Raw genomic sequence first — 21,314 nt, 5'->3', positions numbered from 1 at the left:
CGGAGGAATCAGGCCCGTCCGGCGGTTGAGGACCTCTTGTGAGCCTGTCCGGCGGGTGAGGGCCCCCGGACGGGCCGCGCGGGAAATGGGGCGCGCACCCCGGCCGGGTGGGGGGAGTGTGGGGACCGGCCGGGATGCACGGGCGGGGGGTGGTTACTTGTAGGCGCCGAACGCCTTCGTGAAGGCCAGCGGCTCCTGCACGATCGAGCTGCACGACGCGTCCGCGGTGGGCTGCGCACCGCCGGCGCACTGCTTGTCCCGGGTGCCCGACCACATGGCGAGCCGGCCGAGGCCCTTCTCCTTGGCGAAGGCCACCAGCTGGGTGGCGTCCTCGACCTTGAAGATCTCCGTGCTGACGTCGTTCACCCCGATCATCGGGGTGACGGCGACGGCCTTCCACGCGTCGGCGTCGGACAGCCCGAGCACGCCCTTGATCTGGGCCTGCGTGGCGGTGGCCGCCTGGATCGCGTACGTGCCCATGTCACCGCTGTAGGAGGCGCCGTAGTCCATCGCCATGATGTTGACGGCCCCGACGTCCACGCCGTTCTTCTTGGCGTCGGCGACCAGGTCCACACCGGGCTGGGTCAGTCCCTCGGGCATCACCGGCAGGGTGAAGGAGACGTCCAGGCCGGGGTGGGACTTCTGGAGCTGGGCGATGGCCTGGGCGCGGCGGGAGTTGGCCGCCGTGTCGGGCAGCGCGCCGCCCTCGATGTCGAAGTCGACCTTGGTCAGCTTGTAGGTGTCGACGACCTTGCCGTAGGCGGTGGCCAGATCGGCGGCCGAGGTGCAGTTCAGCGCCAGCTCGGACCCGGCGGCGCCGCCGAAGGAGACCCGGACGTCGCCGCCGGCCGCGCGCAGGGCGCCGATCTGGGAGGCGACCTGGTCGTCACCGAGGCCGGTGACGCCGCCCCAGAGCGGGGCGCAGCTGCCGCCGGAGGTGATGAAGGCGAGGTTGAACTCCTTCACGCCGGTCTTGGAGGCGGTGTCCACCAGGTCGAACGCGGGGTAGAGCGAGGTGTCGACGTACGGGGCGAAGCCCGCGCCCGCCGCCGTGCCCGTGCTGCCGTCGGTCCTGGTCGGCGTCGGGGTGGGCGTGGGCTCCTCGGTGGGCTTCTCCGTGGGGGTCGGCTTCCCGGTGGGGGTGGCCGTGGCGGTCGGCGTGGGGGTCGCGGTCTCGGTGGGGCGGCCGCTGGGCTCGGGCGTCGCGCCGGTGTCGACGGAGCACTTGTTGTCGTCGATGAGGCAGCCGGTGGGGTCGGCCGCCGTGCCCTCGGAACTGGTGACGAAGCCGATGGTGACGGACTTTCCGGGGGCCAGCTCCTTGTCCCAGCTGGCGGGGCGGACGGTGACGTGGCTGCCGCTGACGGTGTGCTCGCCGTTCCACAGCGAGCTGAGCTTTGTGCCCGCCGGCAGGTCGAATTCGAGCGTCCAGCCGGACTTGGCGGTGGAGGTGTCGTTGGTGACGACGTACTGCCCGGTGTAGCCGCCGGTCCAGCCACTGGTCCTGGTGTACGCGGCGCCGACCGCCGCCGCCTGGGCCGTGCCGGTGAAGGCGAATACCGCTGTGCCGATCGCGGCCGCGGCGACGACCGCGCCGATCGCCTTGGTGGTGGTGCTCGCCGTGCGCCGGTGCGTGCTGGTGCCCATCGCGTTCCTGCCTCGTCATACGGAAGTGGGGGTGCGGCAGCACGCTAGCGGCAGGGAAACGGGCAAAAGCCCTGGATCGGGCCCGAGTTGATGTTCTTAGGGTTGGCTTAAGGAGCCCATCGGCCGCCCTAAAGGTTGGGGCCCGCTCCGGACCGGAACCGGGGGCCGTCGGTGCGGCGCTTCGCTCCGCGCCGCTGCCGCCCCACCCGGTGGCCGCGCCCGCGCCGCTCGGGCCGCTGTGCGTCGAGCCCGATCCAGAGGCGCACCTCGGTGCCGCCGAGCACGGAGCGGCCGATGCGCACGTCGCCGCCGGTGGACTCGGCGACCCGGCGCACGATGTCGAGGCCGAGCCCGGTCGAGCCCACCGCGCCCTTCGCCGAGCCGCGCGCCAGGGCCGCCTTGGGGTCCGCGATGCCCCCGCCCGCGTCCGAGACCAGCACGATCACCGCGTCGCCGCTGTGGTGGACGTCGACGGCGAAGGCGGTGCCCTCGGGGGTGTGCCGGAAGACGTTGCCGAGCAACGCGTCGAGTGCGGCGGCCAGTTCGGGCCGGGCCACCGGGATGCGTACCGTACGGTCCACTCCGGCGAGGCGCACCTCGCGGCCCTCGTCCTCGGCCAGCGCCGACCAGAAGTCCATCCGCTCGCGGATCACCTCGCTGACGTCGCAGCCGGCCCCGGGTCCCGCGCTCTGGCCCTGGGTCTGCGGGCGCTGTTCGCGGGCGGTCCTGATGATCGTGTCGACCTCGCGCTCCAGTTGCTGGACGGCCGCCCGGGTCTGCTCGGCGGCGGGTCCCTCACCGAGCGAGGCGGCGTTGAGGCGCAGGACGGTGAGCGGGGTGCGCAGCCGGTGCGAGAGGTCGGCGGCGAGTTCGCGCTCGTTGGCCAGGAGCTGGACGACCTGGTCGGCCATGGAGTTGAACGCCGTCGCGGCGGACCGGAGTTCGGTCGGCCCCTCCTCCGGGACGCGGGTCCCGAGCCGCCCCTCCCCCAGGTCGTGGGCGGCGCGGGCGAGGCGCCGGGCCGGTTCCACCATGCGCACGCCGAGCCGGTCGGCGACCGCCACCGAGCCGACGATCAGCGCGACGCCGACGGCCGCGAGCATCAGCCAGGCGGTGGCGACCCCGTTGGAGACCTCGTCCTCGGGGACGAACACCTCGACGACGGCGGTGTTGTCGGGGCCGAGCGCGGTCGGCTGGAGCAGCGCGGAGCCGCCGGGCACCTCGGTGATGGAGGCGCGGCCGGTCTCCCGCACGGTCTCCAGGTCCTTGCGGGTGGCGCGGCGGCGGCCGATCTCCACGGGGACGCCGTCGGCCTCGCCGGTGGCCGGGATGTGGACGGCCATCCGGTTGGCGGCCCCGGGTTCGGTGGTCATCACGGCCGTCTCCAGCTGGGCCCGGTCGGTGGTGATGGAGAGCGTGGGGCCGATCGTCGCGGCCTGGCGTTCGGCGTCGGAGAAGGCGCGGTCGCGCGCCATCTCCTTGACGACGAGGCCGAGCGGTACGGCGAAGGCGACCACGACCATCGCGGTGACCGCCAGGCAGACCTTGACCAGGGCCCATCTCATGCGCGCGGCTCCGGCGCCTCGGCGGGCGGCTGGAGCTTCACGCCGACGCCGCGCAGGGTGTGCAGATAGCGCGGCCGGGCGGCCGTCTCACCGAGCTTGCGGCGGAGCCACGAGAGGTGGACGTCGATGGTCTGGTCGTCTCCGTAGGACTGCTGCCAGACCTCGGCGAGGAGTTGCTTGCGCGGGACGACGACGCCGGGGCGGCCGGCCAGGAAGGTCAGCAGGTCGAACTCGCGGCGGGTGAGGTCGAGTGCGGTGCCGCCGAGTGCGGCCTGCCGGCGCAGCGGGTCTATGGAGAGTCCCCCGACCTGGATGACGCGCGGGGGCGGTGCCTCGCCGCCGGTGGCCCGGGAGCGGCGCAGCACGGCGGCCATCCGGGCCGAGAGGTGTTCCACGGAGAACGGCTTGGTGAGGTAGTCGTCGGCGCCGTCGTTCAGCAGCCGGACGATCTCGCTCTCGTCGTCGCGGGCGGTGGCGATGATGACGGGTACGTCGGTGATGCCGCGCAGCATCTTCAGCGCCTCGGAGCCGTCGAGATCGGGCAGTCCGAGATCGAGGATGACCACGTCGAACCGGAAGTGGGCGACCTCGCGCAGCGCTTCGAGCGCGGTGCCGACACTCCGTACCGTGTGGGAGGCCTCGGTGAGGTGCCGGATGAGGGCGGAACGTACGAACTGGTCGTCCTCGACCACGAGCACACTGGGCATGGGCGGCACCGTACGCCATCGGACCCGTCGCGGTCCGGCCGGTGGCGGTAGTGGGGACACCGCGGGGGGGCCGTGGTGCAGGATGTGCCCGATGCAACGAGGACTCGTACACGCGCTCGCGTGGTCGCTCGCCACCGGCGCGGCGGTCACGCTGTCGTGGTGGGGCGTGCACACCGTGCTGGCGGGGACGGTCTACGACCCGCCGCGCGCGGTGCCGATCGCGGCGGGCGGCCGGGACGGGCAGGCCTCGGAGAACCTGTCGTCCTCGACGCACCGCCCGGAGCCCTCTCCGTCGAAGTCGCCCCGGCCGACGCCCCGGACCACCACCACGAAGCCGTCCGCGAGCCGCTCCCCCGCGCCCTCGCGGACCCCGGCGGGCACACCGTCCCGGCCGGCGTCCCCGTCCGCCCCGGCCACGCCGGCGGGTACGGCGAAGAGCTACCGGACGGACGGCGGCCGGGTGGTGTTCGAGATGGGCGCCGACTCGGCGAAGCTGGTGTCGGCGACCCCGGAGCAGAGCTGGTCGATGCAGGTCTGGACGCAGACGACCTGGATCCGGGTCGACTTCACCCAGGACGACGGCCGGACGGTCTCGGTCTTCTGCACCTGGAACGACCATCCGCCCATGGTGGAGATCGTCCCCGCGTAGTCCGGCGCGCCCCGGCTCAGTCGAACGCGGAGGCGGGCGGCGGCGGTGAGGGCCTGGCGTCCGCGTCGTGCACCGGGGCGGCGCCGCCGGTGAAGTCGGCGAGCGCCCGGCCGTGTTCGACGCGTCCGGGGTGCGGGTCGGTCGCCACCCGGCGGGTCAGCTCCGCGGTCCTCGGCGCCACGTCGGAGGCGAGCAGCACGGCGTTGCCGAAGCGGCGGCCGCGCCAGACGGCCGGGTCGGCGGCGAGCGTCAGTTCGGGGAAGACGGTGGCGGCGGTGGCGATCTGGCCGCGCAGATGGGCCAGCGGTGGCCCGTCGGCGAGGTTGGCCGCGTAGGTCCCGCCGGGTTTCAGGACGCGGCGGACCTCGGCGAGGAATTCGGTGCTGGTCAGGTGGGCGGGGGTACGGGCCCCGCTGAAGACGTCGGCGATGACGAGGTCGGCCCAGCCGTCCTGGATCTTCCCGAGCCCGGCGCGGGCGTCGGTGGCGCGGACCCTGATCCTGGCCTGCGGGTCCAGCGGCAGTTCGCGGCGCACCAGCTGGACGAGGGCGGCGTCCACCTCGACGATCTGCTGGGTGGAGCGGGGGCGGGTCGCGGCGATGTAGCGGGCGAGGGTGAAGGCGCCGCCGCCGAGGTGGACGACGTGCAGCGGCTGTCCCGCGGGCGCGGCGAGGTCGGCGATGTGCCCGATGCGGCGCTGGTACTCGAAGGAGAGGTACGTCGGGTCGTCGAGGTCCACATGGGACTGCGGGGCGCCGTCGATCGTCAGGGTCCAGGCGCGCCGGCGCTCCCGGTCGGGGACGAGTTCGGCGAGGCCGCCGTCCACCGGTTCGCGGACGTTGCCCGGCTCTCCGGCGCCGCGCGCGGCCTTGCGGTCGGCCCTGCGGTCCGCGCGCTTTCCGCCCGCGCCGCCGGCCGCTCCTCGACGTGCCACTGCTCTCGTCCCTGCTCACTGCTCATCGGGTCCGGGGCCGGTACGGGACCGGCCGCGACGGGCTGATCGGGGCGCCCGCCGTCCGGCCATTATGGGCTCAGCGGCAGTTGTCGGCCGCCTCGATGAGCCGGGCCGCCTGGTCGAGCGCGGCCCGCAGCACGGCCGGGTCGGTGACCGGGATGTCCACGGCGGGCGGCAGCAGCCAGCCGCTGCCGGAGACCGGCGGCTCGGCGGGGATGCGCAGCCCTCGGCCGTCGGTCTGCGTACAGGCGCTGCCCGGTACGTCCCAGCCCTGCGCGGTGCCGGGCGGCACCAGGAAGCCGAGGGTGGCGCAGGCGCCGTCGTGCAGGACCGGGCCGACGGCCTCCTGGTCCGCGCCCCGGCGCAGGATGTCGACCGCCTCCAGGCCCTGCCGGGCCGGGACGGTCACCAGGTCGCAGGGCTCGGGCTCCGGCGCCGTGGCCGGCGCACCGGTCTCCTCCGCGGGGGCCGTGGTGCCGGTCGCCATGTCGAGATGCAACACGGGATGCAACAAGGGACCTCTCCTCTCATCGCCGGGCGGAGCCGGACTCCGTCTCCACATGGACCAACGCCCGGACCACGTCAAGGGCTACGGTGCAGCACCGCCGCAAAGGGTGGCAGTTCATGGCGGATCACGGGCGAGATGCCCGCTTTGTCAGGAAACTCTGCGTGTGCGACCTGTCACAGCAGGTACGTTCTTGCTCCGCCGGGACACCGGAAACAGCGCCCGGCTCGCACCAGAGAGGGCCCCGCCATGGTGTCGACACGGGCAGTTCCCAACCTCGCCTTCCGGCGGCTGCGCGGACAGCGCTCCGCCGGGGAGTTCGCTGCCGCGGTACGCAGGTCCGCTCGCGAGATCGGTGAGCAGGTCGCGTGCGACGCCCGGTACATCGGACGCGTGGAGTCCGGCGAGATCCGCTGTCCCAACTACGCGTACGAGCGGGTCTTCCTGCACATGTTCCCCGGGGCGACCCTGGCGGACCTGGGCTTCTCGCCGCGCGAGACGGTACGCGGCCGGGCGGCCAGGCCCGGGGCGGCCGCCCCGCCACCCCCGACTTCCCCGCTGCTGGTGCCCGGCGGCGACACCGACGAGGAGAGCGACGTGCTGCGTCGCGTATTCATGACGAGCGGCACCACCGCGGTGGCCGCCACCTCCCTGGGCCTGGGCATCGGCGGCACGTCCGCCGTCTCCCTGCCCGCGCAGCGCCGGGTCGGCGAGGCGGAGGTGAGTGCCGTCGAGAAGGCGGTACGGCAGATCCGGCTGCTGGACGACCGGCACGGCGGCGACGGACTGTACCGGCGGGCCTCACGGCCGCTGCGGGCGGCATACGCGCTGCTCGACTCCGGAACGGCGGCCCGGCGCTCCACCACGGACCGGCTGCACAGCGGGGCCGGTGAGCTGGCCATCTCGGTGGGCTGGCTGGCCCATGACTCGGGCCGCTTCGAGGACGCCCGCTCGCACTACGCGGAGGCGCTGGCGACGGCCCGGGTGGCCGGGGACGCGGCCCTGGAGGCGCACGCGTTCTGCAACGCGTCGTTCCTGGCGCGGGACACGGGCAGGGCGCGCGAGTCGGTACGGGCGGCCGAGGCGGGGCAGCGGGCCGCCAAGCCGCTGGGCTCGTCCCGGCTGCTGGCGCTGCTGGCCCTGCGGGAGGCGGGCGGCCGGGCGGGGCTCGGCGACCGCACCGGCTGCGAACGGGCGCTCGGGCGGGCGCACACCGCGTTCGGGCGGGGCCCGTCCGGTGCGGACCCGGAGTGGATGACCTTCTTCCGGGAGGCGGAGCTGGAGATGCTGGAGGCGCAGTGCTGGTCGGCGCTGGGCGACTGGTCGCGGGCGGCCCGGCACGCGCGGCGGGCGACGCGGCTCCAGGACCCGCACTTCACGCGGAACCTGGCGCTGTACCGGGCGGAGCTGACGACGGACCTGGCGCGGGCGGGGCTGGTGGAGGAGGCGGCGGAGACGGGCCACCAGGTGCTGGACCTGCTGGACCAGGTCCACTCCTCCCGCATCCGCACCATGCTGGCCGACGCGGTGACCGTCCTGACCCCCCGGGCCGGGGGCACCCCGGAGGTGAGGTCCTTCCTGGACCGCCATGCGCCTTTCAGCCTGTCCGGCGTTTGAGGACGGACCGGGGCGAAGGGTTCCGTCCTCAAACGCCGGACAGGCCGGGACGGCTCACCGCTCCAGGTGCCCCGTGTCGTTCCAGCGTTCCAGCGCCGGCGCGTCGTACGCCCAGCCCAGCACCGACAGGGACGTCGGGTCCAGGCGGATGCGGGCGGCGAAGGACACGTCCTCGCCCAGCCACCGCGCCCCCAGCGCCCGCAGGATGTGCCCGTGCGCGAAGACCAGGACGTCGCGGTCCGCCGAGCGCGCCCACGCCACGATCTCGTCGGCCCGGGCGGACAGCTCGGCCAGGGTCTCCCCCTCCGGGACCCCGTCGCGCCAGATGAACCAGTCGGGGCGGCCCGCCTTGATCTGGGCCGGGGTCAGGCCCTCGTACGCCCCGTAGTCGTACTCCATCAGCGCGTCCCACCGCTCCGCGCGCCCGCCGAAGCCCGCCAGCTCGCAGGTCTCGGCGGCCCGCAGCAGCGGACTCGTGCGGACCTCCAGGCCGGGCAGGTCCGCCCACGGCCCCCGGTGCAGCCGCTCGCCCAGCAGCTTGGCCCCGGCCCGCCCGGCGTCGAGCAGCGGAATGTCCGTCCTGCCGGTGTGATTGCCCTTGACGGACCATTCCGTCTGCCCGTGGCGGGCCAGCAGGATGCGCGGTGCCATGTGACGGCTCTCCCTCGAAAACTGTGACCTCAGGATGCTGGATCTGAGATCATCGTCCGGATTTCCATCATCCCGCACCTGCCCGCGAGGCAACCCGGGGGGCCGCACCAGCGTCCTCGCACCTGTGGGGTGCGGACCGGCACCCCCGGGGGAATCAAGGCCGACGTGCACCGTACGGTTGAACGCCCGCCGTCGGCCGCATGAACACATGATGGAGAACTTCCGGATGCCGCATGCCACCACCGCGCCCGCGCCGCACCAACGGCCTCGTTGGTGGACCGAGCTGCCGCTCCTGGCCCTGGTGTACGCGGCATACTCCGGCGGCAGACTCCTGGTCCGCGGGGACGTGTCCACGGCCGTCGACCACGGTCTGCGCATCCTTCATCTGGAACAGACCCTGTTCCTCAACGCCGAACACCCGCTCAACCGGCTGTTCACGGCGCACGCCTCCATAGGCATACCCGCCGACTTCGCCTACGCCTCCCTGCACTACCTGGTCACCCCGGCCGTCCTGATCTGGATCTTCCGGCGCCACTCGGCGGCCTACCGCAGGGCCCGCACCTGGCTGATGACCTCGACCATGCTCGGCCTGATCGGCTTCACGCTGATGCCGACCTGCCCGCCCCGGCTGCTGTCCGCCGGACACGGCTTCGTCGACACGATGGCCCAGTACAGCTCGTACGGCTGGTGGGGCGCCGAGGCGAGCGCGCCGCGCGGCATGGGCGGCATGACCAACCAGTACGCGGCGATGCCCAGCCTGCACGTCGGCTGGTCCCTGTGGTGCGGCATCCTCCTGTGGCGCCACGGCAAGCACCCGCTCGTCCGGGCCGCCGGCATCGCCTACCCGCTGCTCACCACCTTCGTCGTGATGGGCACCGCCAACCACTACTTCCTCGACGCCGTCGCCGGCGCCGCCGTCATGGGCGTCGGGGCCCTGCTCGCCCGGCCCGTGATGCGCCTCGCCGACCGGGCCAAGCAGGCCGCCGTGACCCGCTTCGCACGGGTGTCCGCGACCACGAAGTCCCCGGATGTCAGTGCCGGATGCAAGACTTCCGCGGGTGAGCGAATCCCCGGCCAGCGGACCTCCTCCGCAGACCCCACCGACGCAGCGGCGCCGGCCGGCCCACCTGCCCCGGCCGACGTCCCCGCCTCCGCAGGGCGAGCCGGGGGCGGTGACGCTGCGACGGCGGCTCGCTGAGCTGAGGGGCCCGGCGGTCGCCCCGCGCCCGCTGGACGCCCGCGCGCTCGCCGCCCTCGCCGCCAACCCCGGCTGCAAGCGGCGCGCCCTGCTCGACGGGGCGGGGGTCGACAAGGCCGCGCTCGCCACCGCCCTCGGCTCTCCGGCCCCCTTCGGCCAGTCCCAGTTCGCCTTCATGCGGGGCAACGCCTTCGAGGCCAGGGTCAAGGCCGACGGCGGTACGGAGCTGATGCGCCTGCTGCACGAGCGGCTCGGCGGCCGGGGCGAGCCGCCCCGGGACGTCCGGGTGCCGGATCTGACGGCGGCCGGGCCCGAGGGCCGGGCCGCGCGCACCGCGCTCGCCCTGCGGGAGGCCACCGGGGCCGGCGGCTGGTCGCTGCTGGACCACCCGATGCTGGCCCTGGACGTGGCGGGCTCCCCCGCCTATCTGGAGCCGGACGCGGTGGTGGTCCACCCCGACGGCACCTGGACCGTCGTGGAGATCAAGTCCTTCCCCATGATCGACAGCTCCGCCGACGCCGCGAAGGTCGGCGCGGCGGCCCGCCAGTCCGCCGTGTACGTCCTGGCGCTGGAGCGGGTCGCCGAGGTGACCGAGGGCGCCGGGGTCGGCCACCGGGTGCTGCTGGTCTGCCCCAAGGACTTCTCCAACCTGCCGGCCGCCTCCGTCGTCGACGTGCGCAAGCAGCGCGCGGTCACCCGCCGCCAGCTGACCAGGCTCACCCGGATCGACGAGATCGCGGCCGCCCTGCCCGAGGGCACCACGTTCGACCCGGAGCGCTCGCCCGAGGAGCTGGACAGCGCGGTCGAGTCCGTCGCCGCGGCGTACGCGCCGGAGTGCCTGGCCGCCTGCGAGCTGGCGTTCCACTGCCGGGGCAAGGCACGCGCGGCCGGGGCCGTCGAGGCGCTCGGACGCGGCGTGCGCGGCGAGCTGGGCGGGCTGACCACGGTCGGCGAGGTGCTCGCGGCGGCCGCGGGCAAGGAGGGCGATCCGGCGGATCCCGCGGTCGCCGCCCTGCGCCGCGCGGCGGCCCTGCGCGCCGAGGCTCTGGAGGGCCGCACCGCATGTCACTGATCAGCACCCTGGCCCGGCTGGAGGCCGTGGAGAGCGGCCGGGCCCGGCCCACGGCCACCGTCCGCCACCGCCGGCTCACCGACCGGCCGCTCGTCCTGGTGCCGCTCACCACCGCGGGCGAGGCGGGAGCCCCGCTCGGCGCCCTCGTCGGCACCGACCGGGACGCGCCCCGGCTGCTGGTGGTGGCCCAGCCGCGCGACCGGGACCTGCGCTCCGCGTTCCTCGCCGAGCTGGCCGAGGCGGTCCTGCCGCACATCGAGGCGTACACGGACGTGATCGAACCGGCCGAGCGCAACGAGACGGACCCCGCGACCGGCAAGAAGGCCAAGGTCGAGACCGAGCTGTGCACGGACGCGGCCCAGCTGATCGTGCCGAGCCGGGCGGGCATCGAGTTCGTCCGGCTGCTCGGCCGCTCGATGCGGTTCCGGCGCACCGCCGAGGACGACCCCGACACCCCGTACCCGGCGCCGGCCCGGGTCCCGCTGCTGGGCCGCTGGCTGACGCACTACGGCGAGCGCGCCCGGGTGCCGGGCTCCTCGCTGCTGCTGGCCTGCACGGATCTGCTCAACCGGCACTGGGCGAGCGGCCAGTCCACGCTGGAGGACCAGCATCTGGGCGCCCTGCTCGCCTGGATCGACCCGCCGGCCGGCGAGTCCGGCGCCGAGGCCGCGCTCCGCGCCGAGCTGGCCCGGGACGCCGCCGGTCAGCTGCTGTGCCCGCCGGCCGGCCCGGCCACCGACCCGGACTTCGACAACCGGCTGCTGGCCCCGGCGATCGAGCGGTACGACCGGGCGCGCGGCTCGCTCGCCGCCGCCGAGGACGGGCTGGCGGCCGATGCCCGGCTGGCCGCGCTGACGGCGGCCGAGCGGGAGATCAGGGCGCTGCTGGCCGGGGTGCTGCGGCCGACCTGGGACGCGGTGTGGCGGGGGCTCGACCTGCTGCGGGAGCTGCCCGAGGGGAGCAGGACCGAGGACCGCTGGACCCGCGACCGCTGGTCGTTCACCGGCCACCGCGACCGGGTGCGCGCCGGGGAGCCGCCCCAGCCGCGCCGGGACGACGCGGTGACGGCGGCCCGCAAGCTGGCCGCGCGGGAGACGGCGCAGGCCCAGCTGGAGGCCCAGGAGGCGCTGGACGATCCGCTGGTGCTGGCCGGCCGCCGGCTGGCGGGCGAGGCGTTCCTCGGCGAGGTGGTGGCGGTGGAGATGGCGTACAGCGAGTCCAAGCGCCCCTCGCCGCGCCCGCTGGTCACCGTCCGGACCGACGAGCGGCCGCAGCTGGGCGAGCGGGTCAAGGTCTACCGCTCGCTGGACGGGAAGCCGCAGACCGCCGAGTTCGCGGGGTACGTCCCGGCGGACGGGGAGGCGGCGGGTGCCGCGCCCGCGCTGGTGCTGCGGATCATGGACCGGATGGGCCGGGGCAAGGAGCCGGCGCCGGGGTCCGTCCCTGAGCCGGGCGACCGGATCGCCTGGACCCTGTTCGAACACGACCAGCGCGGCGGCCCGCAGCTGCCGGAGGCGGAGGAGACCCCGTGGACCCACGGCGGCCCGCCGGGCGCCGGTGCGACGGCGGAGCGCCCCGACCCCGTGACCCCGGAGGACCTGCTGTGACGGCCGTATTCGACCCCGGCGCGGCGGCGGGCCTGGCCACCGCGCGGATCCTGGACGACACGCTGAACGGCACGGCGCGCGGCATCGTGGTGGACTCCCCGCCGGGCGCGGGGAAGTCGACGCTGGTGGTGCGCGCCGCGCTGGAGCTGGCCGCGGCGGGGCGCCCCCTGATGGTGGTCGCGCAGACGAACGCCCAGGTGGACGACCTGGTGGTCCGGCTCGCCGAGAAGGACCCCGGGCTGCCGGTCGGCCGGCTGCACAGCAGCGACTCCGACCCGTACGACAAGGTGCTCGACGGGCTGGACAACGTACGCAAGTCGGCGAAGGCGGCGGATCTGGCGGGGCTCGACATCGTCATCTCGACGGCGGCCAAGTGGGCCCATGTGAAGAACGTGGAGCCGTGGGGCCATGCGATCGTGGACGAGGCGTACCAGATGCGTTCGGACGCGCTGCTGGCCGTCGCCGGGCTCTTCGAGCGGGCGCTGTTCGTCGGGGACCCGGGGCAGCTGGACCCGTTCTCGATCGTCGGCGCGGACCAGTGGGCGGGGCTGAGCTACGACCCGTCGGCCAGTGCGGTGAGCACGCTGCTCGCGCACAATCCGGAGCTGCCGCAGCACCGGCTGCCGGTCTCCTGGCGGCTGCCGGCCTCGGCCGCGCCGCTGGTGTCGGACGCGTTCTACCCGTACACCCCGTTCCGCAGCGGTACGGACCACGGCGACCGGAAGCTGTCCTTCGGCGTCGCGTCGGACGGGTCGGCGGCGGACCGGGTGCTGGACGAGGCGGCGGAGTCGGGCTGGGGGCTGCTGGAGCTGCCGGCCCGGCACACCCCGCGCACGGACCCGGAGGCGGTCCGGGCGGTGGCCCTGGTGGTGCGCCGGCTCCTGGACCGGGGCGGGGCGGCCACCAGTGAGCGGTCGCCGGACGCGGCGCCGGTGACGGCGGACCGGATCGCGGTCGGCACGGCGCACCGCGACCAGGCGGCGGCGGTGCGCGCGGCGCTCGCGGAGCTGGGGGTGACGGGGGTGGCGGTCGACACCGCGAACCGGCTCCAGGGCCGGGAGTTCGACGTGACGGTGGTGCTGCATCCGCTCTCCGGCCGCCCGGACGCGACCGCGTTCCATCTGGAGACGGGCCGGCTGTGCGTGCTGGCGTCCCGGCACCGGCACGCCTGCATTGTGGTCTGCCGCGAGGGGGTCGCCGAACTGCTGGACGAGCATCCCTCGACGGAGCCGGTCCAGCTGGGCGTGACGGTGAAGTTCCCGGACGGCTGGGAGGCGAACCACGCGGTGCTGGCGCATCTCGCGGAACACCGGGTGCGGTGGGCGTGTTGAGTGCGCGGGGGCGCGGCGGGGGCGTCGCACTCCCTCGTGAGCGCCCTTGCGGAGGGCTGGACAATGGAGGGTGGCCGTCGGGCCCACCGGAGGAGGAACAACCACATGCCACAACCCGAGCGGAACGAGCAGCGGCTGCGCCCGGCACCCCTGCTCTTCGAGCCGTCCGCGGCGGTCGCGGACCCCGAGCACTTCTTCGACCTGGAGTCGATGGACGATCCCAAGGAGCTGCTCGGCCGGGCGACCGAACTCGCGCTGGCGTTCCGTGCGGCGACCGACCGCGCGGTCGAGTTCCAGGCGGTCGCCGCCGCCCAGCTGGCGGATCCGCGCCGGTTCGACCGGCTCACGACCGCGGACATCGCGGAGCGGGCGGAGTGGACCGAGGACTACGCGCGCAAGATGGTCGAGTTCGGCCGCAGTCTGCTGAACCAACCGCGGTCATAGACGGATTCCGGTGCCGGCCACGGCGAAGGGCGCCCGCCGGCTCGTGTGCGGCTGCCGGCCGGCCCGACCACCGAGCAGGCGGGCGCGGCACAGCTTGCCGCACTCCTCCGCGACCGCTGGAAGACCGAGGCCCTGCCGCCTTCACCGGCCTGCGGGATGTCGCGAAACCCACCACGCGAGGCATGTTCTATGTGTCAGTGGCCAGCAGGGTGCCTGTGCTCAGCAGCTTGCTCCCCTCCCAGACGGAGGAGTTGTACGCAATTCTCGCATTCTCAGGTACGACCGACGCGAAAGAGCAGTATGTCCAGCCCGCTGCGGCGCCGTGATAATCCAGGCAGTGATACCAATTGCCGTTGATGTTGACCTGGGCGTTCATCTCGACGTGATGCCCGTCGTCCTTGAGGTCCTGGACCCAGAATTTGTCACCGTTCGGCTGGAAGCACGCCCTCCCCGCTTCTCCGTTGTAATTGACGTTCGAGCACGCCTTCAACTGGCCCCAGTCGGGGCCACCGCTGACATTGGTGGCCCGGTACGTATAGCTTGCTGCGGAAGCCACCCCTTGGAATGCCACAGTCGTGCCTATCGCCACAGCAGCGACGAAGAGCGACCTGACAGCCTTGCGCATCTTCAAGACAAACCCCTTTCAGGCTTCGAGTGAATTTCTTGGCATGGAACTCGACGGCCCAAAACTAACAAGGCCGGATCACCCGTTCAAGGGAGTTCCCCAATCGGTCACCATCGGAATTCCTTATTCCGAAAAGGATTGGGTTCCGGGACATCGGCCGGGTCCGAGCCGCCCGAACCCGACCTCTGACAGCCGGCCAGGGATCGGCACCGCCGACCGCCTCGCCGTCGAGCCGGGTAGCACCACCGGCATATGCCCGCGCGAACCATACTCCTCGCGCGGTTACCGTGCACCATTTTTCCGCAACTCTCGGAATCCGCTTGATCACTCCCGGTAGACCTGTGCACATGACCGCATGGCTGCCCGACGAAACGACCCTGCACCACGGCGACGGACCCCACCACCGCGCCGGTCACGAAGCCGACATCTTCTCCGTCCTGCGCGAGCAGGCGGGGAACCAGACGGCTCAGGTCACCGCGGCCGGTGCCGCGTGGCTGGCCGGGGCGACGGCGTATCCGCGCAGCACCCTGGCCCAGTGGGAGTCGCACCCGACCGCGCCCGGAGTGCTGCCGTGCGGTGCGGCGTTCGACGTGGTGAATGTGCCCACGCTGTTCGGGCGCCGGATGCTGGAGCACCTGTGGGCCGACGGCCCGGGCTCGGGACCGGTCGCCACGCACCGCGGCCGGATGCTGCTGTTCGCCTCCCCCGGCACCGCCCAGCGGCTGCCCTCGCTGCTGGACTGGGAGGAGTGGGGCGGCGGCCCGGGAGCGGGCTCCGGGCGGCCCGCCGAGGGACGCGAAGGCGGCGGTGCGAAGGTGCCCCCGCTGCTCTGCCACGGCACGGGTGACGCGGTGACGGTGCCGCCGCTGACCTGCGATGCGAGCTTCTCCGGGCCGCGCTGGCTGGTCGCGCCGGACACCCGCAGCCCCTGGCTCCCGGGGCCCGACGTCCTGCTCTGGGCCTGCGTCCGGGTGGCCCGTTCGGCACCCGCCCGGACTCCTCGTATTTCGATTTTTCCTCCCGCCGATCAGGGTGCTAAGGTCTACGACGTCAGCAGGCGCCGCTAGCTCAGTTGGTTAGAGCAGCTGACTCTTAATCAGCGGGTCCGGGGTTCGAGTCCCTGGCGGCGCACAGACGGAGGAAGCCCCCTCGCGAGAGCGAGGGGGCTTCTTCGTTGTCGTCGGCGTGGTGGCCGGCGAGGCTCACGTCCCGGTGGTGATCCGGACCGTCCAGGCGCCCGACGGCGTGCGGTCGGCGACCTCGATCGTGGTGTGTCCGCCGGGCACGGAGTAGGTCTCGCCGACACGCAGCGGGGCGTCCGCGAGCGGCGGATAGACCGACCGGTCCCAGCAGGCGTCGGTGTCGGGGTGGGTGTCCAGCACGTCGACCGGCCCGCCGCCCGACGCGGTCTCGTTGCGGACCCGGTAGAGCAGGACGCCCTCGGTGCAGCCCGAGCGGTCGTTGCCGGTGGAGCTGCGGGCCTCGACGGCCACGGCGCTGCCCTCGCCGGTCCTGATCACGGCGAGCCGGGTCCCGAGGGACGCACCGGCCACGGGGACGGCCGCCATCGGTTCGAGGGTGACGAGCCGGTCGCTCTGGATACAGGTCACCTGCCGGTCGTCCAGCCAGCCCAGCTTCCACTTGTGCCAGCCGAAGAGATCGGGCGAGAGGCCGAACTGGCTGCCCATGACGTCCCAGTCGCCGACATAGGTGTCCCAGTCGCCCTTGCCGTCGGAGGGGCGGTGGTAGAGGTCGGGCAGGTCGAAGACGTGTCCGGTCTCGTGGGCCAGGACGTTGTGGTCCGGGGGGTGCTGTTCGAAGACGGTGACGACGCGCCGGATGTCCGTGCCGTCGGCGTGCAGCGGCCGGTCGAAGTTGACGACCTTGGTGGCGTCGGAGTCGACGCCCGGAGCGTCCGGATCCGCGACGAGATAGACGATGTCGTACTGCGAGAAGTCGACCTCGGGGTCCGCCGCGTCGATCGCGTCGCGCAGGTAGGCGCCGCGCCGGTCGTTGTCCCAGTCACGCTGTATCCCGTACCAGGTGGACGGTTTGGGCATCCGGATCCACCGCTGCTGCAGGTGCGGGCGTAGGACGAACTTCCCGTACGAGGCGCGCTGGAAGAACTGCGTGGTGGCCGGGAAGTAGTCGGAGGTCAGTTCGGCGGGCGTGGTGACGGGCTTCGCGTCGGGGAAGGACAGGAAGACCATGACCGCGTCGAGGGGGTGGTCGGGGCGCGGGTAGGCGCCGTTCCAGCGGTCGACGCCGAGGGAGTGGTGGGCCTCGGTCCGGGGCAGCGCGCAGGGAGCCGCGTCACCGGTGGCGGCCACGGCCGGCCCCGCGACGAGCGAGGTGGCGGCGAGCGCCAGCAGGGAGATCAGTCCGGCCGCCACGGCGCGCGGACGCGGTCTCTCCACTCCTCCGGGTCCGTGCTGACGCGGCACATCTACCTCCGGTGCGGGGTGCGGACACCTCACCACTCTGTGATGTTTCGCGAGGTTCGTCCTGTTGAGCTGGCCCAGGCGGGTCAGCGGCCGCGACCGGCACCGTTTTCACGGACAGTCACAATCGATCACCGACGCAACGTGAGAGGGACGAGAGAGGACAGAGCCGCGCAGAAACAATCAGGCATGGGCAAACCGGATCGGTGCGCGAATGGCCCATGCGCGGCGGACGCGGGGTCCGGAAAGCTCGGGGCGCTGGAACGGCCGAGGTGCCAGCCTCTATGCTTCACCTCGCTTTCCTGCGCGGTTTCCGCCTCTGACGACGGCGCTCCACGCGGCGGGCCAGTCCGACCAGAGGTGTCCGGGACAGAACTGCAGGGCGGGAGCGAACGGTGAGCGAAACCTCCGAAGGGCGCAGGCCCCCGGAAGGCACAGCACCCTCTGCCCCGCCCCCTGCGGACACGGAGCGTCACGAGACGTGGCCGCCCGGCTCCGAGGCGCACGACTACCGGGCGGCGTTCCGGGCCGCCACGCTCCCGATGGCCGTCGTGGACCACGAAGGGCTGATCGTCACCGCCAACGAGGCGCTCGCGGCACTGACCGGCGTCGGCGCTGCGGCGCTGACCGCGCAGTCCGCATCCGATCTGGTCGACCTCGCGGCGGACGGCCGCACCTGGCACGCGTACCGCGAGGTGCTGCACGGCCGGCGCTCCCGCTTCCGCTGCACCCGCCGGCTCAAGCACCCCGACGGGCGTTCGCTGTGGGCCGAGATCACCGTCGTCCCGATGCCGGGGGCACAGGAGCCGGCCGAGGGAACCGCGCCCGGTCAGGTGCTGCTCTCCGTCGCGGACGTCAGCGACCGGCGCGAGCTCCAGAAGCGGCTGCGCCATCTCCAGATGCACGACCCGGTGACCCGGCTGCCCAACCGGACGCTGTTCTTCGAGCGGCTCTCGGCCGTCCTGGAGACGGCTCCGTACCACGACGACAGCCTTCCCGGGCGGGGCCGGATCGGGCTCGTCTACCTCGACCTGGACGGCTTCAAGGCCGTCAACGACACCCTGGGCCACCGTGTCGGCGACCGGCTGCTGGCCGCCGTCGCGGCCCGGCTCACGGACTGCGCCGAGCAGGAGGCCCCGCACCCGACCGGGGCCCATCTGGTGGCGCGCCTGGGCGGCGACGAGTTCGCGATCCTCGTGGAGTCGTCCACCGGTACGCAGCAGCTGACCGATCTCGCCCGCGCGGTGCTGAGCGCGGTGCAGCAGCCCTTCGACCTGGCCGGGCAGCGGCTCTCGGTCTCCGCGTCGATCGGCGTGGTGGAGCGGCCCGTCGCGGGCACCTCGGCCACGGGCCTGATGCAGGCCGCCGACACGACGCTGTACTGGGCGAAGGCCGACGGCAAGGCCCGCTGGACGCTCTTCGACCCGGAGCGCAACGCCCACCGGATGACCCGTCAGGCCCTGTCGTCCAATCTCCGCCCGGCCGTGGAGCGCGGCGAGTTCACCATCGAGTACCAGCCGCTGGTCGGCATGGCCGACGGGGTCGTGCGGGGGGTGGAGGCGCTGGTGCGCTGGAACCACCCGCAGTTCGGCATGCTCTCGCCGAATCGGTTCGTCGCGATCGCCGAGGAGGACGGTTCGATCGTGCAGCTCGGGCGGTGGGTGCTGCGGTCGGCGTGCCGGCAGGCCCGGCGCTGGCAGCTCGACCATCCGGCGGAGCCGCCGCTGTTCATCAGCGTCAACGTCGCGGTGCGCCAGGTCTGGGACTCCGACCTGGTGACCGATGTCGCGGAGATCCTCGCGGAGACCGGTCTCGACCCGGCGCTGCTCCAGCTGGAGCTGACCGAGTCCGCGGTGATGGGGTCGGCGGGCCGGCCGCTCCAGGCGCTCCAGGCACTCAGCGACATGGGCGTCCGCATCGCCATCGACGACTTCGGCACCGGCTACTCCAACCTCGCCTATCTCAGCCGGCTGCCGGTCTCCGTACTGAAGCTGGACGGCGCCTTCGTACGCGGTTTCCGCTACGAGGACGGGACGCACCCCAGCCCCGCCGACGAGACGATCGTCGAGGCGATGGTCCAGCTGGCCCACCGCCTGGGCCTGACCGTCACCGCGGAGTGCGTGGAGACGGCCGGCCAGGCGGAACGGCTGCGCAGGATCGGCTGCGACACCGGACAGGGCTGGCTCTACTCGCGCGCGGTCGCCCCGGAGCGCATCGCGGAACTGATCGGCACCCGCGCCCTGGAGGCCTGAGGGCTCACGCCCCCGGCAGGCCGTACGCGTCGGCGATGAGGCCGTAGCTGCGCAGGCGGGCCTCGCCGCCGTGGGCGTTGGCGGTGATCATCAGCTCGTCGGCGCCGGTGCGCTTGGCCAGGTCGTCGAGGCCGACACGGACCTCGTCGGCGGTGCCGTGGACGATGTTGACGAGCCAGCTGTCGACGAACTCGCGCTCCATCGGGGAGAAGGCGTACGCCTCCGCCTCCTCGGGCGTGGGGACGAGACCGGGGCGGCCCGAGCGCAGCCGGAGCATCGACAGGGCGCCGGTCAGCACCTGGCGGCGGGCCTCGCGCTCGTCGTCGGCGGCCAGCGCGGCGACGCCGATCAGGGCGTACGGGGCGTCCAGCACCGCGGACGGCTTGAAGGACTCCCGGTACAGCTCCAGGGCCGGGATGGTGTTCTGGGCCGAGAAGTGGTGGGCGAAGGCGAAGGGCAGCCCGAGCATCCCGGCCAGCCGGGCGCTGAAGCCGGAGGAGCCGAGAAGCCACAGGGGCGGGCGGGCCGGGGACTGGACGCCGCCCTCGGAGGTGGCCTGGACGGGTCCGGGGACCGCGTGGATGCGGGCGTAGGGGTGGCCGTCGGGGAAGTCGTCGTCCAGGAACCGGGTCAGCTCCATGAGCTGCTGGGGGAAGTCGTCCGCCCCCTCGTTGAGCCGGTCCGTGCGGCGCAGGGCGGCGGCGGTGGCGCCGTCGGTGCCGGGCGCCCGGCCGAGGCCGAGGTCGATGCGGCCCGGGGCCATGGCCTCCAGGGTGCCGAACTGCTCGGCGATGACGAGCGGGGCGTGGTTGGGCAGCATGACGCCGCCCGAGCCGAGGCGGATGCGCTCGGTGCGGGCGGCGGTGTGGGCCAGGATCACGGCCGGCGAGGACGAGGCGACGCCGGGCATGGAGTGGTGCTCGGCCACCCAGTAGCGGTGGAAGCCCCGGCGCTCGGCCAGCTGGGCGATCTCCACGCCGGTGCGCAGGGCCTGGGTCGCGGTGCGGCCCTGCCCCACGGTCACCAGGTCCAGCACGGAAAGGGGTACGGGCGCCGTTCCCTCCGCCTTGCCACGGATCTCGTCGCCTCGAATCTCGTCCACGTCCTGGCCTCTCCGGTGGTGCGCGTCAAACCTTTGGGTGTCCGGACCAGACAAACAGGAGGCTGTCTCCGTTTATTCCGGGCCGTGCCCCGCACCCCGGTTGCCGTGGGCGTACGACCGGCCGCTGCCCCAGGTCACCGGGGCCGGGGGCGACTCGCGGGACTCGAAGAGCGCGCCGAGCCCCGGCGAGAAGGCGGGGCGGTCGGCGAGCCGCAGGGCCTCGCGGACGGTCACCTGGTTCGCGGTGAGGACCGGCTTGCCGAGCGCCTCCTCCAGGCCGGAGAGCTGGGCGACGGTGTGCAGGGCGGTGTCGGGGAGCAGCACCGCGTCCGCGTCGGGGTGGTCCGCCGCCAGGGCCAGCTCCCGCACCCGCTCCGGGGTCCAGGCCGCGACCTCGGCGGCGTCGGCGGCGCCCGCCGCGTGCGTGGCGGCCACCTCCAGACCGGCGGACTCGACGAAGCCGGTGAAGCGGGCGGCGATGTCCTCGGGGTAGCTCGCGGCGACCGCGACCCGGTTGGCGCCCAGCTTCCGCGCGGCGTGCAGGAAGCCGATGGAGGTGCTGGACGCGGGCACGCCCGTGGCGCGGGCCAGGGCGGCGACCTGGTCATGGGCGCCCTCGGGTCCGTACAGGAAACTCCCGGCGTCGCAGGCCCAGACGATGGCCTGCACCCCGGCCCGCTGGAGCTCCTCGGTGCCCGCGGCGAGCCGGCCGGGGGTGCCCAGCTCGCGCAGGGCCTCCTCGCGGTAGGCGCTGTCGGGGCTCTCGGTGTGGTGGACGACGAGTCTGATGGTGCTGTCGAGCAGGATCTCCATGCGCGGGTAGTCGTCCTCCGCGAAGTGGCCCGGGTAGAGGAATCCGACGGTCGTCATGTCCACCCTTTCTGTCCTGCGTCTGTACGGCGAGCGGGCTGGTGCGTCACTGCCCGGTTTCCCCGCCCCTGTTCCA

The 21,314-nt window shown here is 73.6% G+C and carries 19 protein-coding genes and 1 tRNA gene; 10 read left to right on the top strand and 10 right to left on the bottom strand.

Going from position 1 to position 21,314, the window contains the following annotated elements; translation table 11 throughout:
• Positions 1–153: 153 nt before the first annotated feature.
• The 3 genes from RLT58_RS23355 to RLT58_RS23345 form a co-directional block, all read right to left on the bottom strand.
• Entirely contained in the window at positions 154–1,647 is a 1,494-nt protein-coding gene (locus RLT58_RS23355) for a glycoside hydrolase family 18 protein (RefSeq protein WP_311312320.1), read from the bottom strand.
• Between the two features lie 128 nt (positions 1,648–1,775).
• A complete protein-coding gene (locus RLT58_RS23350) occupies positions 1,776–3,212 on the bottom strand; it encodes a HAMP domain-containing sensor histidine kinase (protein ID WP_311312319.1) in 1,437 nt (478 codons plus the stop codon).
• Positions 3,209–3,919 (bottom strand): response regulator transcription factor, encoded by a 711-nt coding sequence (locus tag RLT58_RS23345; protein ID WP_311312318.1) that lies wholly within the window; start codon positions 3,917–3,919, stop codon positions 3,209–3,211. The genes RLT58_RS23350 and RLT58_RS23345 overlap by 4 nt, the downstream gene beginning before the upstream one ends.
• A gap of 91 nt (positions 3,920–4,010) precedes the next feature.
• Between RLT58_RS23345 and RLT58_RS23340 the strand changes: the two genes are divergently transcribed.
• Complete coding sequence (locus RLT58_RS23340) at positions 4,011–4,568, top strand: hypothetical protein (protein ID WP_311312317.1); 558 nt, start codon at positions 4,011–4,013, stop codon at positions 4,566–4,568.
• Between the two features lie 16 nt (positions 4,569–4,584).
• On the opposite strand, the gene RLT58_RS23335 is transcribed toward RLT58_RS23340, so the two are convergent.
• Positions 4,585–5,502 carry a spermidine synthase gene (locus RLT58_RS23335; protein ID WP_399131669.1) on the bottom strand — a complete coding sequence of 306 codons (918 nt, stop codon included), beginning with the start codon at positions 5,500–5,502 and terminating at the stop codon, positions 4,585–4,587.
• A 97-nt stretch (positions 5,503–5,599) separates the two neighbouring features.
• Entirely contained in the window at positions 5,600–6,010 is a 411-nt protein-coding gene (locus tag RLT58_RS23330) for a hypothetical protein (RefSeq protein WP_399131945.1), read from the bottom strand.
• 267 nt (positions 6,011–6,277) lie between these two features.
• On the opposite strand from RLT58_RS23330, the gene RLT58_RS23325 reads away from it, so the two are divergent.
• A complete protein-coding gene (locus RLT58_RS23325; protein WP_311312316.1) occupies positions 6,278–7,645 on the top strand; it encodes an NsdA family TPR-like regulatory protein in 1,368 nt (455 codons plus the stop codon).
• Between the two features lie 54 nt (positions 7,646–7,699).
• Here the strand turns inward: RLT58_RS23325 and RLT58_RS23320 are convergent, their stop codons facing one another.
• Positions 7,700–8,296 (bottom strand): histidine phosphatase family protein, encoded by a 597-nt coding sequence (locus tag RLT58_RS23320; protein WP_311312315.1) that lies wholly within the window; start codon positions 8,294–8,296, stop codon positions 7,700–7,702.
• Positions 8,297–8,522: 226 nt separating this feature from the next.
• Between RLT58_RS23320 and RLT58_RS23315 the strand changes: the two genes are divergently transcribed.
• The 5 genes from RLT58_RS23315 to RLT58_RS23295 all read left to right on the top strand — a co-directional run bounded on the left by RLT58_RS23315 (position 8,523) and on the right by RLT58_RS23295 (position 13,948).
• A complete protein-coding gene (locus RLT58_RS23315) occupies positions 8,523–9,494 on the top strand; it encodes a phosphatase PAP2 family protein (protein ID WP_311312314.1) in 972 nt (323 codons plus the stop codon).
• Entirely contained in the window at positions 9,424–10,566 is a 1,143-nt protein-coding gene (locus tag RLT58_RS23310) for a hypothetical protein (protein ID WP_399131944.1), read from the top strand. Before RLT58_RS23315 ends, RLT58_RS23310 begins: the two co-directional genes overlap by 71 nt.
• Entirely contained in the window at positions 10,557–12,173 is a 1,617-nt protein-coding gene (locus RLT58_RS23305) for a hypothetical protein (protein WP_311312312.1), read from the top strand. The genes RLT58_RS23310 and RLT58_RS23305 overlap by 10 nt, the downstream gene beginning before the upstream one ends.
• Positions 12,170–13,504, top strand: coding sequence for an AAA domain-containing protein (locus RLT58_RS23300; RefSeq protein ID WP_311312311.1), 1,335 nt, complete (start codon positions 12,170–12,172; stop codon positions 13,502–13,504). Before RLT58_RS23305 ends, RLT58_RS23300 begins: the two co-directional genes overlap by 4 nt.
• A 105-nt stretch (positions 13,505–13,609) precedes the next feature.
• On the top strand, positions 13,610–13,948 hold the full coding sequence (locus RLT58_RS23295; RefSeq protein ID WP_311312310.1) for a DUF8844 domain-containing protein: 339 nt from the start codon (positions 13,610–13,612) through the stop codon (positions 13,946–13,948).
• A 187-nt stretch (positions 13,949–14,135) separates the two neighbouring features.
• On the opposite strand, the gene RLT58_RS23290 is transcribed toward RLT58_RS23295, so the two are convergent.
• Positions 14,136–14,573: a hypothetical protein gene (locus tag RLT58_RS23290; protein ID WP_311314616.1), complete on the bottom strand. Its 438-nt coding sequence runs from the start codon at positions 14,571–14,573 to the stop codon at positions 14,136–14,138.
• A gap of 347 nt (positions 14,574–14,920) precedes the next feature.
• On the opposite strand from RLT58_RS23290, the gene RLT58_RS23285 reads away from it, so the two are divergent.
• Both RLT58_RS23285 and RLT58_RS23280 read left to right on the top strand, forming a co-directional pair.
• A complete protein-coding gene (locus tag RLT58_RS23285; protein WP_311312309.1) occupies positions 14,921–15,640 on the top strand; it encodes a bifunctional DNA primase/polymerase in 720 nt (239 codons plus the stop codon).
• Positions 15,631–15,704: transfer RNA gene (locus tag RLT58_RS23280), tRNA-Lys, on the top strand. The genes RLT58_RS23285 and RLT58_RS23280 overlap by 10 nt, the downstream gene beginning before the upstream one ends.
• Positions 15,705–15,775: 71 nt before the next feature.
• Here the strand turns inward: RLT58_RS23280 and RLT58_RS23275 are convergent.
• Positions 15,776–17,017, bottom strand: a complete 1,242-nt coding sequence (locus RLT58_RS23275; RefSeq protein ID WP_399131668.1) for a M6 family metalloprotease domain-containing protein — start codon at positions 17,015–17,017, stop codon at positions 15,776–15,778.
• A gap of 392 nt (positions 17,018–17,409) precedes the next feature.
• Here RLT58_RS23275 and RLT58_RS23270 point away from each other — a divergent pair, with 392 nt between their 5' ends.
• Positions 17,410–19,266 carry a putative bifunctional diguanylate cyclase/phosphodiesterase gene (locus RLT58_RS23270; protein WP_311312307.1) on the top strand — a complete coding sequence of 619 codons (1,857 nt, stop codon included), beginning with the start codon at positions 17,410–17,412 and terminating at the stop codon, positions 19,264–19,266.
• A 4-nt stretch (positions 19,267–19,270) separates the two neighbouring features.
• Here the strand turns inward: RLT58_RS23270 and RLT58_RS23265 are convergent, their stop codons facing one another.
• Positions 19,271–20,368 carry an LLM class flavin-dependent oxidoreductase gene (locus tag RLT58_RS23265; RefSeq protein ID WP_311312306.1) on the bottom strand — a complete coding sequence of 366 codons (1,098 nt, stop codon included), beginning with the start codon at positions 20,366–20,368 and terminating at the stop codon, positions 19,271–19,273.
• 72 nt (positions 20,369–20,440) lie between these two features.
• Positions 20,441–21,238, bottom strand: coding sequence for a maleate cis-trans isomerase family protein (locus RLT58_RS23260; protein WP_311312305.1), 798 nt, complete (start codon positions 21,236–21,238; stop codon positions 20,441–20,443).
• Positions 21,239–21,314: the final 76 nt, after the last annotated feature.

Origin of the sequence: Streptomyces sp. ITFR-16, from assembly GCF_031844705.1 — a bacterium.
GTDB lineage: Bacteria > Actinomycetota > Actinomycetes > Streptomycetales > Streptomycetaceae > Streptomyces.
The sequence above is the reverse complement of the archived record's forward strand: the minus strand, read 5'-3'. Positions and strand labels throughout refer to the sequence as shown.

Bases quoted from the DNA above. Each gene is read 5' to 3' on its own strand.
- RLT58_RS23290 (WP_311314616.1), bottom strand. From the start codon at position 14,573: ATGCGCAAGGCTGTCAGGTCGCTCTTCGTCGCTGCTGTGGCGATAGGC.
- RLT58_RS23340 (WP_311312317.1), top strand. From the start codon at position 4,011: ATGCAACGAGGACTCGTACACGCGCTCGCGTGGTCGCTCGCCACCGGC.
- RLT58_RS23325 (WP_311312316.1), top strand. From the start codon at position 6,278: ATGGTGTCGACACGGGCAGTTCCCAACCTCGCCTTCCGGCGGCTGCGC.
- RLT58_RS23330 (WP_399131945.1), bottom strand. From the start codon at position 6,010: ATGGCGACCGGCACCACGGCCCCCGCGGAGGAGACCGGTGCGCCGGCC.
- RLT58_RS23355 (WP_311312320.1), bottom strand. From the start codon at position 1,647: ATGGGCACCAGCACGCACCGGCGCACGGCGAGCACCACCACCAAGGCG.
- RLT58_RS23285 (WP_311312309.1), top strand. From the start codon at position 14,921: ATGACCGCATGGCTGCCCGACGAAACGACCCTGCACCACGGCGACGGA.
- RLT58_RS23320 (WP_311312315.1), bottom strand. From the start codon at position 8,296: ATGGCACCGCGCATCCTGCTGGCCCGCCACGGGCAGACGGAATGGTCC.
- RLT58_RS23345 (WP_311312318.1), bottom strand. From the start codon at position 3,919: ATGCCCAGTGTGCTCGTGGTCGAGGACGACCAGTTCGTACGTTCCGCC.
- RLT58_RS23260 (WP_311312305.1), bottom strand. From the start codon at position 21,238: ATGACGACCGTCGGATTCCTCTACCCGGGCCACTTCGCGGAGGACGAC.
- RLT58_RS23315 (WP_311312314.1), top strand. From the start codon at position 8,523: ATGCCGCATGCCACCACCGCGCCCGCGCCGCACCAACGGCCTCGTTGG.
- RLT58_RS23350 (WP_311312319.1), bottom strand. From the start codon at position 3,212: ATGAGATGGGCCCTGGTCAAGGTCTGCCTGGCGGTCACCGCGATGGTC.
- RLT58_RS23305 (WP_311312312.1), top strand. From the start codon at position 10,557: ATGTCACTGATCAGCACCCTGGCCCGGCTGGAGGCCGTGGAGAGCGGC.
- RLT58_RS23295 (WP_311312310.1), top strand. From the start codon at position 13,610: ATGCCACAACCCGAGCGGAACGAGCAGCGGCTGCGCCCGGCACCCCTG.